The following is a 17,836-nucleotide window of genomic DNA, read 5'->3' on the forward strand; positions in this document are numbered from 1 at the left end:
GAATAACATTATCATCAAGGATGTCTTATGGACGCTTTAGAATTGCTGCTTAACCGACGCTCGATTGCTCGATTGAGCGATCCGGCTCCAGAAGGAGCGGCATTAGAGAACATCATCAAAGCGGGGCTTAGAGCTCCGGATCATGGCGGGCTAACCCCTTGGCGTTTTGTTCTTGCTCAAGGAGACAGTCGGGCCAAGTTGGCGAAGATTTTAGAAGACGCCGCAGTGAAGGCTGGTCGTGAAAATGCAGTGATTGAGAAGGCGAAAACCGCCCCTTTTCGCGCTCCGCTTGTTATTACTGTTATTGCCAATGTCACGGAACATGAGAAAGTCCCGGCTTTTGAACAACACCTTTCTGCTGGTTGTGCAGTACAAGCCATGCAGATGGCTGCAGTAGCACAGGGGTTTCAAGCATTTTGGCGTTCAGGAAAGTGGATGTTTGACGATCATGTTCGACAAGCATTCAATGTTAAAGGGCAGGACCAGATTGTTGGGTTTCTTTATGTCGGCACACCTGGTTGCACGCCAATGAAAACCCCAGAACGTGACCTTTCCAAGTTCGTTGAGTTTCTTTAACTGTCTATCTATACAGTTTTTCTTGATTAATAAAGGTAAGCTTAGTTAAGCTTACCTTTTCTTTTACCAGTATATTTCTTATGACACGTCTATTTATTGCAGAGAAACCCAGTTTAGGTCGCGCAATTGCAGCGGCTTTGCCTAATCCCCAGAAAAAAGGCGAGGGCTTTATTCAGTGCGGTAATGGTGACGTAGTAACGTGGTGTATCGGGCACCTACTCGAACAAGTCGAGCCAGATGTTTACGACGACCGATACAAAAAATGGAATATGCTCGACCTGCCTATTATTCCTGAGCAATGGCAATTGCGGCCAAGAAAGTCAGCCGCCAAACAACTCGCCGTGGTTAAAAAACTGGTCAAGCAAGCGGATTCATTAGTTAATGCCGGTGACCCAGATCGAGAAGGGCAATTGCTTGTTGATGAGGTGATCGATTACTGCAAGGTTAGCAAAGCGAAAAAAGCGGATGCGCAGAGACTATTGATTAGTGATTTGAACTTACCTGCGGTTAAAAAAGCCATTGGCGCTATGCGCATGAATAAAGAGTTTGTGCCGCTGTCGGTGTCAGCGTTAGCGCGTTCGAGAGCTGACTGGCTGTATGGGATGAATATGTCTCGAGCGTATACTTTGCTTGGCCAAAAAGCAGGCTATCAAGGCGTCTTGTCTGTAGGACGTGTGCAAACGCCAGTATTAGGGCTGGTGGTTCGCCGGGATGACGAAATTGCTAACTTTATCCCTAAAGACTACTTTACTCTGCATGCATTAATCCCTTTTCAAGACAGCCAAGACTCGTTTGATATTCGCGCTCGCTGGAAACCAAGTGAAGCGTGTAAGCCATGGCAGGATGAAGAAGGGCGGGTATTGAACCGTAAATTGGTCGAAAATGTCGCTAATCGTATCCAAGGCCAACCAGCAAAAGTGGTGAAGTCTGAACACAAATCAACTAAGCAAAATGCACCGTTACCCTTTTCCTTATCAGCATTACAAATTGATGCGGCAAAACGTTATAACATGAGTGCGCAACAAGTGTTGGATGTCTGCCAGGCGTTGTATGAAAAACACAAATTGATCACCTACCCACGTTCTGATTGTCGCTACTTACCTACCGATCATTTCTACCAAGCTAACGATGTGTTGGCTGCAATTAAAAACAACAGCAAAGCTTACGCCAGCAGTGTCGATGGCGCGGACAGCAGTCGAAAGTCCAAGGCATGGAATAACAGTAAAGTCGATGCCCACCATGCCATCATTCCGACGCCGAAAAAGACGAGCAGTGTGCTTTCCAGTTATGAAGAAAACGTTTATGGCTTGATTGCCCGTCAGTATGTGATGCAATTTTATCCGCCAGCCGTTTATGCAGAAGCGATGCTTGAGTTTGATATTCAAGGCGGTCATTTTGTTTCCAAAGGAAAGCGCCTTCAAGAACCTGGGTGGAGAGTGTTACTCGGCAAGCAATCGGATGACAAAGAAGACGGCGTCGATGCGGTGCCACCACTGCCGGTTGGAACAGAACTTATCTGCAGAGAAGGGCAAATCTTAGAGAAAAAAACTGAACCACCTAGGCACTTTACTGAGGCCACTTTGTTGCAAGCGATGACAGGAATCGGCCGGTTTGTTGTGGATCCTTCTTTGAAGAAAATTCTTAAAGAAACCGATGGTATCGGCACGGAAGCAACAAGAGCCGGTATTTTAGATACGCTATTCAAAAGGCAGTTACTCAAAAGGGAAGGGAAGTCAGTCCTCGGTTCTCCTGCTGGTAGAGGGTTGGTGTATGCCCTACCTGATGAGTCAACTTACCCTGATATGACCGCACATTGGGAACACCAGTTACAAGGCATGGCAGAGAGAACGCATTCCTATTCGCCGTTTATGTCCGGCTTAACGGAAAAAATGGATCAGTTGATGCAGCGTGTGAAAGAAGGGCCAGTGCCAGAGTCACTAAGAAATCTACCTAAAGTCGAAAGGCCCGCTTATAAGAAGCGCCGTAAAGCGACCACGAGAAAAAAAGCGAAGTAACGGTATGACTTCGCTTATTGCTCCGTTATTTGTAGGGTGACCTAAAACTATTTGAATCACAGTGTGAAGGTTATCAAGGCTATCAAGGTTATCAAGGTTACCAAGGTAACGGGTTACCATCAAAGTTGAGAAATCGCCCAGAGTCAGTGGTTTGTGCCGATTGAATAACAGAAAACAGCCCTTGAGCGGAGGTTTGCGTTGAAATCAGAGCATTGGGCCCGCCCATCGCAGTTTGCACCCAACCGGGATGCAGTGCCAATACGGTAAACCCCTGACTGACTAGGTCGTTGCTTAGGCTTTTGACTACCGAATTGAGCGCTGCTTTTGATGAGCGATAGATATAGCCACCACCTGACGTATTTTCCGTCATGCTGCCCACTTTGGATGATAAACAGATGATTTTTTTAACCGAAGAGGCTTGCAGCTTAGGATAGAGCAACTCGACTAGTCTAAGAGGCGCGATGGTGTTGACTTCAAGAACGCGACGCCATTCCTCGGGGTCAGTATGCCCAAGTCCAACTTTGTTTGTTGTGTCTTTTTTGGGACCATAATAGCCGGCATTGTTGATGACGATATCTATCGTAGGGAGTCCATCAGCAAAGGTGGCTACATCGTTGTATTGAGTGACATCTAACCGATGCAGTTGTAAGCTTTGTTGCTCTTGCGCAAGGTGCAATAACTCTTGTGATGTGGATTCGGAACGATAGGTGGCGTGTACTTGGTAGCCTTGTGCGACAAATTGCTTGGTCAGCGCCAAGCCTATCCCTCTATTTGCACCTGTAATGAGTACGGTTTTCATCTGCTTCTCCTAGCGTTAAGATATGACTATTACTTTGTAGCTAACTAACGATGCCGAACATGCCAGTTCCTTTAATTTATCATCATATCTATTCTGACTTACCACTACCAGAAGGGCATCGATATCCAATTAATAAGTATCGCTTGTTATACCAAGAGATTGAATCGTGTTATTTACGAGAAGACGCCTCATCCTTTGAGTTATTCGAGCCAATAGCGCTCAATGCAAGCCAGTTAATTAAAGTGCATTGCCCTGTTTACGTTGACGCATTATTGCAGGGAACGCTTCCAGCGGCAAAAATGCGCCGTATTGGCTTTCCATGGAGTCAGGCTTTGATTGACCGTACCTTAACGTCGGCTGGTGGAACATGCTTAACGGTTGAAAAAGCATTGGAGTACGGTGTCGCGATTCATCTTAGTGGCGGATATCATCATGCACACTATGATTATGGAAGCGGTTTTTGCTTAGTCAACGACCTAGCGTTAGCAGCCCAGCATGCATTAAACGCTGGAGCAGAAAAAGTACTGATTATTGATAGTGATGTCCATCATGGAGACGGCACGGCGACGCTGATGGCAGATAACGCACAGGTCGTGACCTTGTCTTTTCACTGTGAGAAAAACTTCCCAGCACGTAAGCCAGCCTCTGATTTAGATGTCCCTTTGATAAAGGGTCTTGGTGATCAGGCATTTTTAGCGACCTTTGGAGAAGTCGTCGACCTAGCATTGCGACTGCATAATCCAGATTTTATTATTTACGATGCGGGTGTTGATATTCATATTGATGATGAGCTTGGGTATTTGAGTGTCACAACAGAAGGTATTGCGAAACGTGATGAGTGGTTACTAACTCGTTGCCTAGAAGCGCATATCCCCGTTGCCTGTGTGATTGGGGGTGGCTACCGCAGCCAACATAGCGACTTAATTCCAATTCATATGAATCTAATCAATGCGGCTAAAAGCATTTGGGGACACAAGGGATGAAACATCGTATTCGCGCAGCAGGCATTGCCATCAACAAAAATAAAGTTCTATTGCTCCGAGTAAAAGATCCTTATTCAGGCGAATATTGGATACCGCCAGGAGGTGGTCTGGAAAGCACGGATCAAAGCAGTAAGCATGCCCTCATTAGAGAGTATAAAGAAGAAACAGGGTTGGATGTCGATGTAGGTGAGTTGCTTTTCATCCGAGAGTTTCTTGAAACCTCACGTGATACTTATCATGTTGAGTTGTTTTATCAGATTCGCCGTTGGGAGGGTGAGTTGAGTTTATCAAACTTAGATGGTCTCAATGACCAGTCTTATATCCATGTGGTTGAATGGGTGCCGTTGTCTAAGCTAGCGTCGTTGAAAACCTTCCCAAATGATATACATGAGAAAATTTTGCCCATGATTGAACAACAGCTTCATTCTTATCACCTTGGCAGTTTTGTTCAAGGGTGTGATGATGGAGTGAATCGACTGGATTAAGTGAGAAGAGGGCGCTATTATGCTTCGCTTCATAATATAGACGAGTACCGCTGCGATGAACCGTAAGAAAAAGATCAACCAAATACATAAAGCTAGAATGAAAAAAGCCAACGCAAAGAAGCATACTAGCAATAAGCCTCGTTATATTTCTAAAGCTGACCGCGCAAAAATGGAAGCGGAACAAGCAGCACTAGACGCAGCGCAAGCTGAAGGCTCTCAAGTGCAAGGAACAACGGAACAAGGCGTGACTGCTGTTGAACAGGATAGTACGGCTGAGTCATAACGAACAATGCGTTACCCTGCTAGTAGGCTTTATGATGATGCCTATAGCCTGCTTACTGCTTACTGCTTACTGCTTACTGCTTCCGCTAACTGAGTGTCATTTAGCTTGTGGGGCAGCCCCGACTAATTCTGTAGTTGTTAGCAGTCAATCTCTTTTGTTTCAACCTCGTCAATACTAGCGCATTATTGCTCAGCTCTATGCTGAGCAATAAATATCGAGGCCTCTTCTATGAGTTCGGTTACGTCCGCTGCTTTAGTTTCTTAACGGCTTACAAAAAGCCGCTTTTCTTTGTCGGCATCCATCTGTACTAAGGTTATGAACATAACGAGCGGTATGGACGAACACGTTATCAAAAGTAATGACTTTGGTGTTTGCACTCTGTGTGGAGATTAACGCATCAGGAAGGCGATAATAAGTGGGGCTAACCGATCTAAGTAGGGCTAACCTATCATTGATGGATGAGAGGTAGGAACGAATACTGGCCAACAAGTATGAAGCGAACTGGGGGACAAAAAGAGATGACCCTGAGACAACTTCATCGCAATGGACGGTGTGGTAGGCATTAAACGGTTGTATCTGGCAGAGGCTGTTTTGATTGTTTTACGGTGAGTTGTCTAAATTAAAAATACGCCAGAAAGCAAAAAGCCCGCTGAATTTCAGCGGGCTTTTCTAATGTGGCGGAGGGATAGGGATTTGAACCCAATCGCTCGGAGCTTAATCTTTGTAAGCCTTTGTTTTATCAGGGTAATTCACGTCTTTAACTGCAAATCTTAAAACGTATGGGATAGTCACCTGACTGACTATGAGTCTTACATTTGTATCACTTTAAGTCAAGTTTTCTGTTTGAAATTTAAGCTGCAAGGTTGATGTTAAATCTGGGACCGTGAATACTAGTAGAGTATGTACAACAGGGAGGTTGATGATGGGAATCGGGGGTGATATTACTTCTGAGCAGCGCTCAACAGCACTTAAGGCGGGTTTGAGAATTCTAGATAAGTGGCAATTCAGTGACATTGAGAAGCTACGTTGCTAGATCTGGATTATAATCGAGATGATAGTGACGTTAGTGAAGATACACTTGAGAGAATCAGCTATATCCTCGGTATTCACAAAGCGTTACGGCAGACTTTTGGAAGTGATGAAACTATCTATAATTGGATACGTAAACCCAATACTCATCCAACTTTGTCTAATGCTTCGGCTATTGAGTACATGTGGCAGGGGGGGTTGAGTTATCAAAGGTTGCTAGGATTATTATCGGCTATAGCGTACAGTGAAGTAACACCAGATACTACATATAAAAGCCACCAGAAGAATGGTGGCTTTTTAGACTTACATTAAACTATTATTTTGGAAATTTTGAAAGTTCTTCAGTTAAAGCTTTATATAGATTTTCTGAAGCTTGTTTAGCTGAAAAATCGACATCAGATTTATAATCACTATACTCAGCATTACCTTCCGATTTGATAAGTTTAGACCAAACCACTTCTTTCTTTTCGTTCAATGCTTCCATCTTTAACGTAATAGAAAATTTTGTAGGAGGCCAATGTAAGGCGCTACTAGAATATGAAGTTGTTTCGATAGTTGGTGTGAATATATATCTTATATTCGCTAGGTCTTTATCATTATCTAGAGATTTTATATAACTTACATCTGCGAAATGCAAAGACAAAGCGCTGTAAATAACAGAGTTAAGATCTTTATATGGGCTGTAGGTGACAGAATCACCTCCACCAGCAGGCGATGTAACTACAGTTTCCCTTTTTTCTGTAGATAGGTAATAAGCTACAGGCTCATCGCTTTGTATAAATTCTTTGGTTTCATGGTTTATAATTTCAATGTCACCATAATCAGGAGTTAGGTTTATATTGTGAGAGCAGCCTGACATTATAACTGTGATGCAAAATATTGATATTATTGATGTAAGTCTCATTTGTTTTTTCCATTACCAAATAACAACGGGAATTCTGGGTGGGTTATGATCTTTGTTATTAGTTCTTGAACTGTTGGCGCAAAAGCCTTTGGCATGTTATCACCACACGCTAGTCCACCAACGAAACTTGCGTTGTAATTGCGCTTATGAACTACAGAGAAAGAATCACCATTACTATTTGAAATCGTCATATCAAATAACCAATATGCAGAGGAGCCAATTGATGAAGAAGCATCTGTTCTGTTCAAGTGACCGTGAATTACCACATCAGACTCTTTATCATACATGTTTGCTATCTTCAGTTCTTTCACCAAGGAATTTTGGATGTATTCTTCGAACATCTCTTTTTTAGGAGTTTCAACATTATTAGCAGCTCGACAGTAAATACCATATTCTTTATTAGTTGAAGTAAATTCTTTAACGTCAAATTTAATATTTATTTTTTTTAATGTTTGAGTATTTTCAAGATCTGGTTGATAAGTTTGAACAGGAACAGCACACCCTGTTAATAGAAGTGTAGAAGTAACTAAGCCTAAGATAAGTGAATTTTTAAACATTTGTATTGTCCTTAAATGGTGCAGGTATATTGCAAGGGGATAATGAAAGTGTCTCGAATGTCGATATGGCTAGCCCGTGATTAGGTGTAATACAAGCAGTCATATCGAAGACGGTTTATATTTTAGAAGTAATACTCGGCTCCTAGCGTAGCCATAAATGATGAGTCATTTATGTCAATATCTCCATATGTGGTTTTAATTGGAGTCCACACTCTGTACTGTACATCGACACCTGCACTTATTTTAAAGCTATCTGTAACATAGTATCCTAAACCAGCGCCGACTTTACCACCAATTGCTGTTGCGCTGCTATCAGAATAACCTGTAACGCTCATGGTGCCAACTCCCAGGCTACCTCTAATATATGGAGCTAGCCCATTGCTGAATGGAAATTCTTTATTGTAGCCTAAGCTTAAGTAATGAAGAGGGTTATTGTTAACGTCGTATATTCCGATATCAAAATTTTCATTCTGATATGCTATAAACCATTGACCATTGTTACTCTTGTTAAAACCCAAACGTAAGCCAAAAGCATTGCTGTTATTAGATTCAGTGTATGATTGGCCACCTAATTCTCTTGTGAAGGAGTTTGAGCTATTAATATAGTCTATAGCTAATGACATTTTATTATTAGACGTATCTTCACTCTCTGAAGCATAAGCACCAAGTGAACAAAATAATGTAGCGAGTATAATTTTTTTCATTTAAATCCGTTTTATAATTTTTAGTTGATGTTTTCATCAGCGGGAAATTATGAACTAAACCAGATGTTCAGTATAATATGACAAAAAAATCAAAACGACCCCATTTATCTGACGGGCGAATGTTTTGGTGGTAAATAATTGAAAAATAGTCTTAACCCCTTTTTGTTTGTGGCTAATCATGTTGAAATTATTTGGTTAAAATACACATATTTGTGACGTACTTCACGGTTGGTTGTTATAGCTAAGGGGAAATAGCAAATTTGTTCCGCTGATATTTTCTATACTAAGGAACATGCCCCCTGTGTCGTGCTAGTGAACAAATGATATGGCAAATATTCGACCCTAGGCATCATCGTGATACCAAGGCAAACGCACAATCAGTAGGAAGCACCTCAGTTGTAAGATAGACCCGTAGCAAATCCTTATTGAACACTGTTAGTATATATTTAGGAAGTTTTGACAATATTAGCTTTAGCTTTGGTTGTGTGACTTTAGGTGCTGAAGATGTAGGTTTATATCGGTTCCGACACGTTTAATGAGATGGTTGGTGGCGAGAATAAACATACCTACTTTAAGTATTGATGCCCTGCATTGTTAGCGCGATACGTTGGAAAAAGTTGCAGAGAAAAAGGCTCACGTGGTTGTTCAAGTGAAGAACAACCAGCCTAAACTAAGGGCGGCTGTTGTGGATCAATTTCAAGCTGTCTTTGATGCAGGAAAAGAGAAGATAGTTAGTGAAATCAAAGATAAGCACCATGTTCGCATCGAAGAACGATACGTATTCCAGTTAAAGGCCAAGTTACCTAAAGAGCTTGCTGATAAGTCGCCGACGGTATGAAGCATCATCGCGGTGGAACGGCATCGAGTGATCAATGGAAAAGGCAGCGTAGAGACGTCATACTACATAAGGTCTATGTCGCCGAATCACAAAATGTTAGGCCACTATATTCGTCAGTACTGGCGTATTGAAAACAGCCAGAATTACGTTTTAGATGTTGTTTTTAAAGAAGATAGCTCACGGATCACGTTAGATGGCGCAGTAGAAAACATAGCGTTGTTTAGACGCTTTGTGATGAACATGCTGAAACAGTGTGATTGTGGTGCGCCAAGCCAAAAAGTGAAGTTGAAGAAAGCGGGTTGGAACGACGATTACAGGGCTCGAGTCTTCTTTGGGTTATAAGTTAATCAAAGTGTGCTCGCGCCCTGATACTCATCCAACATTGTCAGGGACTCCAGCCATAGATTTCATGAAGCATCGGGGCAACTGTGGATTATCGACGGTGATGAATCTTGCTGTCGATTTCTCATCTTAGAGTTGTGATAAGAGTGACGTAATTCCTCATTAATTAGACCCAAGATGGGGTAAAGTCCAAGCCGAAATCTATGGTAGCGTAGCCTGAGAGAAGAAATCAAACTCCTGAGTCTTAGAAATAATTCAACTGTTAAGGGTTTCTAACTCTAGTTTTTGACCTACGGTAGTTGGTTATCAATACAACTAACATTCAGTTAACGCGGGGGCGTGTAAAAATTAACGTGTCGTGTGAGTGAACGGTATACAAGCAAGTTTTAATAGTGATTAGCGTCACAATTTGACTTGTGCTTAACAAAAAAATACCAGCGTAATTCTAATCAATTACACAAAAAGACAAGCATAATCAGATGGTTTGAGTTTATTCATAGCTTTGGTGGATGTGTTGCTTGGTGTTATTTCCTGTCCTTAATTGTTATTGGGGGAGTTATATTGTTATAGTGTCAAATATCAGAATGCTTTAAATAAAATGCAAGAAGTGGAGCTAGGGTTTATTAGCTTGGATCTTTGATGTAGAAACTATTGAGCTTTTAAGCTTCATTAACGCACTGGTAAATTGATGAGCAAAGTATGCAACCGACACTACACTACTCACAAGCATCTGAAAATATTTTATTTAATTATTAAGTTTAAGGATAATCTTAACATGAACTATAAACTCGCTATTGCTGCGCTGTCTATTGCTGTGTCTTCAGGGTGCTCAAGTATCGTTTCTGAATCTCAATATCCTGTTTCTATCGATTCTAGTCCATCAGGTGCTAGCTATGAAATAACAAATGAAGATGGTTTAATTGTACATAGTGGTACAACGCCTTCTTCAACAACATTGAAAGCAGGCTCAGGATTTTTTGACGGCGAGACATATACGATTAAAATCATTAAAAAGGGCTATTATGATAAGTCCTATACAGTAGATAGTTCAGTGGATGGTTGGTACTTCGGTAATATATTATTTGGAGGTATTATTGGAATGTTAATTGTTGACCCAGCTACTGGGGCCATGTTTAGCTTACCTGAATCTATAATGATTGATATGAACTCTGACGATTCAATTAATGATGATAAAGAACTTAAGATTACATCAATTAATGAGTTAACTGATGAGCAAAAGAAAAAGTTAGTTAGGCTTTAATTGGTTAACCTACCAATGTTGCTGGCTAGTATATTGCATTGATTTTTGATTGTAATTAAAATGTAGCCTGTTCAGGCCGCTCTATAATATCTTATAGCTTGAAAGCCTAGTTATTATTGGTGAATGCTCGATAAAGTGTAGTGGCTCAATGTTATTAGCCACTACATTAACTTTGGAGCAGGCTAGTGATCTAAACTCCTATCACGTCGGTTAGGTTGCTCATGGTTAGCCTGCTCCAACGCAGCATCCACGATCTGCCTGAAAGAATGATGCATGTCGCTTGATAGCTTCTCTGCAATAGCGTCAGTAAAGCGTCTGGCTGAGCTGTCAAACTTCTTATCCTTAGCTAACATTAGCATATAAGCATCTACAATCATTGAAACAGCGATGCGATTACTATCTTCATTCATCATTCTTAACTCGCGCTCTCGTTTCTCTAGTTGATGCTCTACATGCTCGAGTTCATCTTTTCTTTGTTCCAAGCCTCTGTCGATGCTCAAATACTGGTTAGCCAAGTATTCTGTATCGCGTCTAAGTTCCTCGATTTCTTGTTCTTTACCTTGAAGCTCAGAGTGCTTTTCGCGGAGTTGCTCTTCAAAGTGGAGTATGTTGTTTATCACATCATCCATACTGTAGTGGGTCAGTAAATTTGGCCACACAATTAGATAAGGAAAAGTAAGTCAAATATCGCTTTGGTGAAGTGTGTGTCAAATCAGTTGAAACTAGCAATGGGGCAATTTAGAGCTTGGCTAACTAGCGGGGTAGTGCATACTGGCTTTAACCAAAGTCAGTATGCACCGCACTTCAATCTCTGTTATTTCGTTTACTGAGTTGCTGTACATGCTTTTGGGGTCGTATTCGGTTGAGAGTGCGATCCAAAGTGCTTTTTGGTGTGCTGGCGGTGCGCGTCTCAGAGTCGATTAACTTCTTAGTTAGTTTCATTTTCAGTTCTGGTTTAGAAACTAAGATGTCAAAAGCTCTAGCAAGTTTGAGATAGATGTGTCGCTGTCTTTCTGCAATGTTTTCAGCATGCTCAAGCGATGCTCCAACTTCTTGATTTGCTGTCGAGTGGATACGGATACTTCGTTTGATGTCGTCGATAGTTGTTCTAAGGTTTGTATTGAGTCTCGGTATTCCTTTTGAATCAATTGATGGGTCTGAACGATATCTGTCAATATTGTCTTTCGTTCTTTCTGATATTCCGCTGTGATTTGTTTGATCATGTTGAGGTAGTATTCGTTCTGTGCTTTCACTAAGCCAAGCAATTGCTCGTTCGAAATCTGCTGATCTTTCGTCAATGTAGTGAGTTCTTTTGCTAACTGTTTCTCTATGTGATTCATATTGTTTTTCTTTTTTTAGTAAATGAATAAGGTCTTTAATGAGTTTTAGCTGTCTATCGTGTTGTGATTTCTGTGCTTCGAGTGCAATTTGTTCAGCGATAAACTTTCTTCGTTCCAACTGAATCACCATGTCCCATCCCGTTAGGTTTTTATTAAATTCAGGCATGCTTGTGAAGTCATTGCATGATTGACTAACTTGGATAGATGGGCGTTTAGCTGAGAGAGTTTTCGGCTCCAACGAATCATGTGTATTTAAGTCTTTTTGAGGCTGTGAATGCTCTAAGCTGTATCTGTTTTTGTTGTACGATGCTCTTTTTGCAATCGCTTTGTTCAACTTTTCTTTCAGCTCTAGTAGCCGAACCTCCTTGCTTTTAATCGGCTCTTGCGACTGACTCAATGATTCCTTCGAAGTGAAGCCCCGAGTGAAAACAAAGCCTTTCAAGCGCAAGTTCTTTTTATCCTTAAAGTGAACACGCAGAAAATTGTCAGACTCGCTTATATGAGTGATACCAAATGCATGTTTCACCTTTTCATGACTTAGTGCTTCTACTATTTGAAAGCGACTATTTATTCGATTGTTACAAACCATATCCGTAACCCAGTTATTGATTTTTTGTTTTAGTTTGTAACGCTTCTGAACCTTAGACCCGTCCAGCGTAAGTCGCCTGTGTATTGCATCCAGCGGACTAGCTAAATCGTGCTTTAGGTTTAAGTAGTCACGAAGCAAGTTAAAGTCACTCTCATGACCTGGCGGAGCTGGATTAAAAGACAACCCCGTACCAAGGTGGATTCGTGGTATTAGAAAGTGATTTTCAATGTTGCCTTGATGCGTGTGACGAACCCAATCAATAAGCCTCTGATCCTTTGGAAAACCTGCAAAGCACAGTTCTTCAAACAGCTCTCGCCATTCAGCTTCTACTTCAGGATTAGTTTGCAGCTTTTCTGTGTCTTCTAAAGCATGAGCAATAACACCACTAACGTACTTGTGCTTGTGTTGATTATGCTCAATTGCATATTCCACCGCTTTTCGGTTCCCGTTGATTGATTCTGGTAGCGGTTCTCTGCGTTTCCCCTTTTGTTGTTGAAGAATGTAGTTAGCTTCCCACTCTGTCTGTATGTCATGTGTCTCTTTGGCTAACTTTAGCAATTGGTATGCATCACTGTATTCTTTCTTTTGTTCATCCGTGAGGCTGCACAGAGAACCATACAAGTAGTTTGTAGCCGCTTGTGGGTCTACTTGACCAGCACCGCTGGTTTTAAAAATGGAAATTACTGCCATACTTCGACCACTAATGGATCAACATGTGCAACACGGTATTTATAGTCAACTTCGGGACTAGCAAGAATATTCATTACTCGCAGGTCATGCTGTTCAAAGGCTTTGTTGAGCTGATTCAGTTCGAGTAAAACTTGAATGGTCTCTGCACCAGACTTATGCGTGTTACACCATCGCACGGTTTGATTAAGCAGTGAGTTAAAGCGTACACGTTCATTGATGACATCAAGCATTTCCTTTCTTGTTTGTTCTGCAAATGGAACGATAATTTTAGTTTTATGCAGTGATTCAGAAGTGATTTGAGAGACCGTTTTCCCAGCTTGCTCTGCTTTGTGTTTCCAAGTTTTTTTATCTAAAAGCGTGCAGTTCATCTCGATACGAGTGTTCTTTGCCTCACAGTAATGGTGATAGAGAGCATCCACTTCCGCTGGCTTGAGTTTCGTCTCTTTCTTCATGCGGGTTTTGGTAATTTTAATATTGTGTTTAATACAGTAATCAAGCTTTACTTCAAAAATAGAAGTGAGCTTTGAGTTGCTAAGATAGTGATCTTCTATCTGTTTTTTCTTGTATTTCTTGGTCATAGTTTTGCCTATTAAAATAGATCTGATTATGTGTAGGGGAGGTTGTTTCGGGGTTTGGGCACAGCCCAAGCGTTTCTAAGCAGCCGCTTAGCTCCCCAGTCCGATGAAGAATTCATACGGGACTGGGGTAACCTTGCTCTTTTGTTTTGCTTGTCAATTTCTATTGAGAATTAATCTTTCAAAAACTCTTCGTCAATGAAGTCATCGTATGGGTAACCGTCACTTCCATTATTGAGCGCAATAGCTTCTCGTTTTTGAAACTTTGTAATGACGTCCAATAATCGTCTGTTTTCATCGGTTAAACGTTTCTTATCTTCTTCGAGTGACTCATTGTATTTACCAAGCATTTCATTACGTGACTTCGTGTTAGCTAACTCGCTGTTTATGAGAAGCAACGACTTTAGCTCACTTTGAGACGAATCGTATTTGTCACGTAGCTCAGAATAAACTTGCTCGACACGAGCAAGTTCGGTTTCTAGTGCTTTATATTGATTTCGGTAGTACTCGATGTCTTCTGCGTGCCTTTGTAGTTCATCAACCAATTCAGCCAGTTCTTCATTTTCTTTATCCAACATAGAAATTTGATGCAGAGACTCTCGTGTGCGTATGTCCACCAAGTTCTGTACCTCAGTATCAAACGCTTGCCAAACCAGCATCATTTCGTTTTCTAGTGCAGTATTTACTCGTCGCTCTGCGTCAACAAACCAAGTCGACTTATCGCGTATAATAGGAAGTGGTCTAGTTGCTTGAACCAACAGTTTAAATGCGATGCGTACTCGTTTGAAATCGCCACCAATCAAAGCTTGGAGCGCTTTAGCAGATTTTGGTGCCTTTTCTGGGTCTTTAAATGCACGAGCATATTCTTCTATCGTTTTGCCTTTTTCGATAGAGCAGCCACAATTTTCAAGTTCAAGCATCCAATTGTCTTTCAGTGATTTTGCCAAACTTCCTTCCTGCCCCGTCGGGGCAGGAAGTGAGGTAGGGCGGGGAGGAGTAACATCCATGACCACTACTCCTTGTCCAATGTTTGTGAGATAACTTGGATTATTTGCTCTCTGTGCTCTTCACTTTCTGTGCTTCGGGCTAGATTAAGCATTGTCTTGATAAACTCTTTGTCAATAGCATTTACCGATCTGGTCTTAGCTTGAACTATCTCCTGAGGGACCTTAATAGTGTTTTCGTCACTTAACTTGAAGAGGTCGGAAATTGTGTTTTCTGCTTTCTTTTGTTCTTTTTTTAAACTGACTTTATTGCGCTTTGCGTAGTGTTGCTCAACGATGCTTACATCTTTGTGTCCCAGTAAATCAGCAATCCAAGCGACACTAGTGCCATTGTTATAATGAATCGATGCACAACTGTGACGCAATTGGTTTGGGCCGCGATGAGGGACATCGGCTTTGGCCAAAAATTTGGTGAAAAACTGCTTCGCGAACTGTTTTGAGTTTACCCATGGTCGGCCTGTTCGATCATTGATAAAGATGAACCTGCGTTTGTCTTTCCGCACAGTGATATTGTCTCGCTCTACGATATCTATTGAGATAGGTGCTTTCATACCAGTGATTGGTTGTAAACGTCTTAGAATCTTCGCAGCTTCTGAAGATAACTCTATCATTCGGGTTGATTCTTTTGTCTTCGTAACTTTGTACTGATTGATCGGCTTAGCTAAATCAACAAAGAGTCGGCATTTCTCAACGGCTTCCTCGACATAAAACTCAACGTTCTCCCATGTTGAACAAATAAGTTCGCTGATACGTAGCGCTGTCAAAAGACCAAAAACAGTCATGTCCTTTGATACCTGACCATCGGTTTCAGTTAAGAGCAGCTTTCTCACTTCTTCTTCATTGAGAGGATGCGGCTCTTCATTGACTATCTTTAGATTTTTAAATGATTGCATGAGGTCGTATTTTTGGTGACCTGATGTTCGTGCTTTCGAGCAAATCGCTCGCAGTATTGTGTAACAGCTGTTTATGACTTTCGCTCTACAACCCGCCTTTAGTAGAGTTGTCCTGAGAATTTCAATATCTTCTATGCAAAGTTCATCAATGGATTTTGTACCAAGCTGTCGAATGATGTGCCTGGCATGTGTTTTCATGCCAACGAAGGTGGATTCAGCTAAGATCGGCTCTTTGGTGCTTAATTCATGACAAACTGCTCTAGCAACTGAAGATTGCTCGTAGTCATCAACATTAAGAGATACATCGGAAGATCGCGTGCCTTTGCGCTTTTTCGCAGTTCTGGCTTTTAACTTTCTTCGTTTTTGTGGGGCTTGCTTTGTTTCTTGTTTGTCAGACTTCATATCATCGACCTTTAAAGTTTAAGGCCATCAAAATAAGTTGCTCTTCTTGCGGAGCGTACATTCTGTACTAGTTATTATTATTTTTGAATGGTCATTAGTGAATGTGCTTATATAAAACCACAGACCAAAGGTGATCGCAAGTGTATGATATTTATAGCTTTGTTGACTTTTGGTGGTGTTGATATCTAATGGCTCGGGTATATTTTCAGTGTGTATATTTTAGTCGATTTAAGTGTCTGATTTATAAGAACTAGCTAGAATAGGCAGAAATTACTCAGTGATTAATAAATTTTGAAGAAAAATCAATTTCTGAGGAGAAATTGTGATGTATGTCTCGTTGTTTTATCGTTTTTCAAGACTTTAGCAAGGAGAAGTTCTTCAGAAACTGACGTTGAGATTGATGATTTGTGAAGTTCCATCTCTGTGTTTAAGACCTCATATCCTAAATCAAAAATGCCCCGAGATGAGTCAGAGTCGGATTAAACCTAGTATTAAGTCCAGCAATATGACGTACTTTCCCTCATGCTTAATAACTTAATTGTAATGAACAAACATTGAAACCCTCAGCTCTTTAATATTATCTAGCTCATGATGTAAATTGAGCCCATGAGAACTGTGATTTTGACGAATTTAGAATAGTCTGCTTATCTTATGTAGTTACAAAAGTAACAACAATAAGGCTTAATTAAGGAAAAATCATGAATTCTAATAAGTTACTAACAATATTGTCCTTGGCTATTCTTGCTGGTTGTCAGTCGACAACAGCAGAAACCCCACTTACAGCTAGTTTGTGTACAACAGGCGATACCTCCTCAACGGGGCTAAACGAAGCTACGTTTGACAAAGCAGTATTGGATTGTGGTGGGTATGAAATATTCACTGACGATATGATAATTGATCAACAGCTTGTTTTCTCATTTAGTAATGGCAAAAAACAACGTGAGTTGGTTCTTATGGAAAACGGCACAGGTAAATACACAAAGTTGGAAAAGGGAACTACTGAAGCTATTCGTTGGAAGCTTGAAGATAGTGGTAATTTGCGTTTAGAATTTGAAGATGGCTACCAATGGGCTTGGAGACTCCTTGAACAAGAGGGGGCACAAATGGCGGTGAAGTCTTATGGTTACACTTCTGATGGTAATCATCACGATATTTTATCTATGGTTGTTACAAACAAGACGGAAATAAATGTGACTAAAGAGTAGGTTATATTCCAATTGCTTTTTACTTATATTGGCAAATATACACTAATAAAGGGGCGAACTTTCTTTTTCCCCCTTTAAATTATCTAGTTAATAAGCTTCCCCATTGCTCTTCTCCAGTGACACTGGAAACTCAAATAAGCGAGTTGCCGTACCTCAGTTAATTCATGCTCTACTAAATTAGAGAAAACGTAACTCGGAATTGTCCAGATCCTTGCTGGCGGGGCACTGAACTCAGAATTGCCCCAAACTTAGTTACGATGGGTAAATTTCCCCTTCATCAAAGCTGAACTTGATTTACTTTTACTCATGCCAATAAAGTTTCAAAAGAATAAGAGAACACCTAACGATGCATTCAGGATATA

General features: G+C 41.0%; 16 protein-coding genes and 1 pseudogene. 8 read left to right on the top strand and 9 right to left on the bottom strand.

Annotated features, from left to right (window positions below):
• Positions 1–27: 27 nt before the first annotated feature.
• Both M9196_RS07555 and M9196_RS07560 read left to right on the top strand, forming a co-directional pair.
• A complete protein-coding gene (locus M9196_RS07555) occupies positions 28–576 on the top strand; it encodes an NAD(P)H nitroreductase (protein WP_250616926.1) in 549 nt (182 codons plus the stop codon).
• Positions 577–656: 80 nt separating this feature from the next.
• A complete protein-coding gene (locus tag M9196_RS07560) occupies positions 657–2,591 on the top strand; it encodes a DNA topoisomerase III (protein WP_250616927.1) in 1,935 nt (644 codons plus the stop codon).
• A gap of 97 nt (positions 2,592–2,688) precedes the next feature.
• Here the strand turns inward: M9196_RS07560 and M9196_RS07565 are convergent, their stop codons facing one another.
• Positions 2,689–3,390, bottom strand: a complete 702-nt coding sequence (locus M9196_RS07565) for an SDR family oxidoreductase (RefSeq protein ID WP_250616928.1) — start codon at positions 3,388–3,390, stop codon at positions 2,689–2,691.
• 59 nt (positions 3,391–3,449) lie between these two features.
• Between M9196_RS07565 and M9196_RS07570 the strand changes: the two genes are divergently transcribed.
• The 3 genes from M9196_RS07570 to M9196_RS07580 are packed head-to-tail and all read left to right on the top strand — an operon-like array spanning position 3,450 to position 5,141.
• Positions 3,450–4,373 (top strand): histone deacetylase family protein, encoded by a 924-nt coding sequence (locus M9196_RS07570; protein ID WP_250616929.1) that lies wholly within the window; start codon positions 3,450–3,452, stop codon positions 4,371–4,373.
• Positions 4,370–4,858 (top strand): NUDIX domain-containing protein, encoded by a 489-nt coding sequence (locus tag M9196_RS07575; RefSeq protein ID WP_250616930.1) that lies wholly within the window; start codon positions 4,370–4,372, stop codon positions 4,856–4,858. The genes M9196_RS07570 and M9196_RS07575 overlap by 4 nt, the downstream gene beginning before the upstream one ends.
• A 55-nt stretch (positions 4,859–4,913) precedes the next feature.
• Positions 4,914–5,141, top strand: a complete 228-nt coding sequence (locus M9196_RS07580; RefSeq protein WP_250616931.1) for a DUF2986 domain-containing protein — start codon at positions 4,914–4,916, stop codon at positions 5,139–5,141.
• A 1,345-nt stretch (positions 5,142–6,486) separates the two neighbouring features.
• Here M9196_RS07580 and M9196_RS07585 read toward each other — a convergent pair.
• From M9196_RS07585 to M9196_RS07595, 3 genes are all read right to left on the bottom strand, one after another.
• Positions 6,487–7,074 carry a hypothetical protein gene (locus tag M9196_RS07585; protein WP_250616932.1) on the bottom strand — a complete coding sequence of 196 codons (588 nt, stop codon included), beginning with the start codon at positions 7,072–7,074 and terminating at the stop codon, positions 6,487–6,489.
• Positions 7,071–7,631 carry a hypothetical protein gene (locus M9196_RS07590; protein WP_250616933.1) on the bottom strand — a complete coding sequence of 187 codons (561 nt, stop codon included), beginning with the start codon at positions 7,629–7,631 and terminating at the stop codon, positions 7,071–7,073. Before M9196_RS07590 ends, M9196_RS07585 begins: the two co-directional genes overlap by 4 nt.
• A gap of 122 nt (positions 7,632–7,753) precedes the next feature.
• On the bottom strand, positions 7,754–8,335 hold the full coding sequence (locus M9196_RS07595; protein ID WP_250616934.1) for an outer membrane beta-barrel protein: 582 nt from the start codon (positions 8,333–8,335) through the stop codon (positions 7,754–7,756).
• Between the two features lie 571 nt (positions 8,336–8,906).
• On the opposite strand from M9196_RS07595, the pseudogene M9196_RS07600 reads away from it, so the two are divergent.
• Together M9196_RS07600 and M9196_RS07605 are read left to right on the top strand one after the other, a co-directional pair.
• Positions 8,907–9,515 (top strand): annotated as a pseudogene (locus M9196_RS07600) (ISAs1 family transposase); the annotation flags it as partial.
• Between the two features lie 775 nt (positions 9,516–10,290).
• Complete coding sequence (locus M9196_RS07605; RefSeq protein WP_250616935.1) at positions 10,291–10,776, top strand: hypothetical protein; 486 nt, start codon at positions 10,291–10,293, stop codon at positions 10,774–10,776.
• Between the two features lie 182 nt (positions 10,777–10,958).
• Here the strand turns inward: M9196_RS07605 and M9196_RS07610 are convergent, their stop codons facing one another.
• The 5 genes from M9196_RS07610 to M9196_RS07630 form a co-directional block, all read right to left on the bottom strand.
• Positions 10,959–11,405 carry a hypothetical protein gene (locus M9196_RS07610; protein WP_250616936.1) on the bottom strand — a complete coding sequence of 149 codons (447 nt, stop codon included), beginning with the start codon at positions 11,403–11,405 and terminating at the stop codon, positions 10,959–10,961.
• A gap of 175 nt (positions 11,406–11,580) precedes the next feature.
• Positions 11,581–13,395, bottom strand: coding sequence for a relaxase/mobilization nuclease domain-containing protein (locus tag M9196_RS07615; RefSeq protein WP_250616937.1), 1,815 nt, complete (start codon positions 13,393–13,395; stop codon positions 11,581–11,583).
• Positions 13,386–13,973: a hypothetical protein gene (locus M9196_RS07620; RefSeq protein ID WP_250616938.1), complete on the bottom strand. Its 588-nt coding sequence runs from the start codon at positions 13,971–13,973 to the stop codon at positions 13,386–13,388. The genes M9196_RS07615 and M9196_RS07620 overlap by 10 nt, the downstream gene beginning before the upstream one ends.
• 170 nt (positions 13,974–14,143) lie before the next feature.
• A complete protein-coding gene (locus M9196_RS07625; RefSeq protein ID WP_250616939.1) occupies positions 14,144–14,977 on the bottom strand; it encodes a hypothetical protein in 834 nt (277 codons plus the stop codon).
• Positions 14,978–14,982: 5 nt separating this feature from the next.
• A complete protein-coding gene (locus tag M9196_RS07630) occupies positions 14,983–16,269 on the bottom strand; it encodes a tyrosine-type recombinase/integrase (protein ID WP_250616940.1) in 1,287 nt (428 codons plus the stop codon).
• Between the two features lie 698 nt (positions 16,270–16,967).
• Between M9196_RS07630 and M9196_RS07635 the strand changes: the two genes are divergently transcribed.
• Positions 16,968–17,474, top strand: a complete 507-nt coding sequence (locus tag M9196_RS07635) for a hypothetical protein (protein WP_250616941.1) — start codon at positions 16,968–16,970, stop codon at positions 17,472–17,474.
• The last annotated feature ends 362 nt before the right edge of the window (positions 17,475–17,836 follow it).

The organism is Vibrio methylphosphonaticus, from assembly GCF_023634655.1.
Lineage (GTDB): Bacteria > Pseudomonadota > Gammaproteobacteria > Enterobacterales > Vibrionaceae > Vibrio > Vibrio methylphosphonaticus.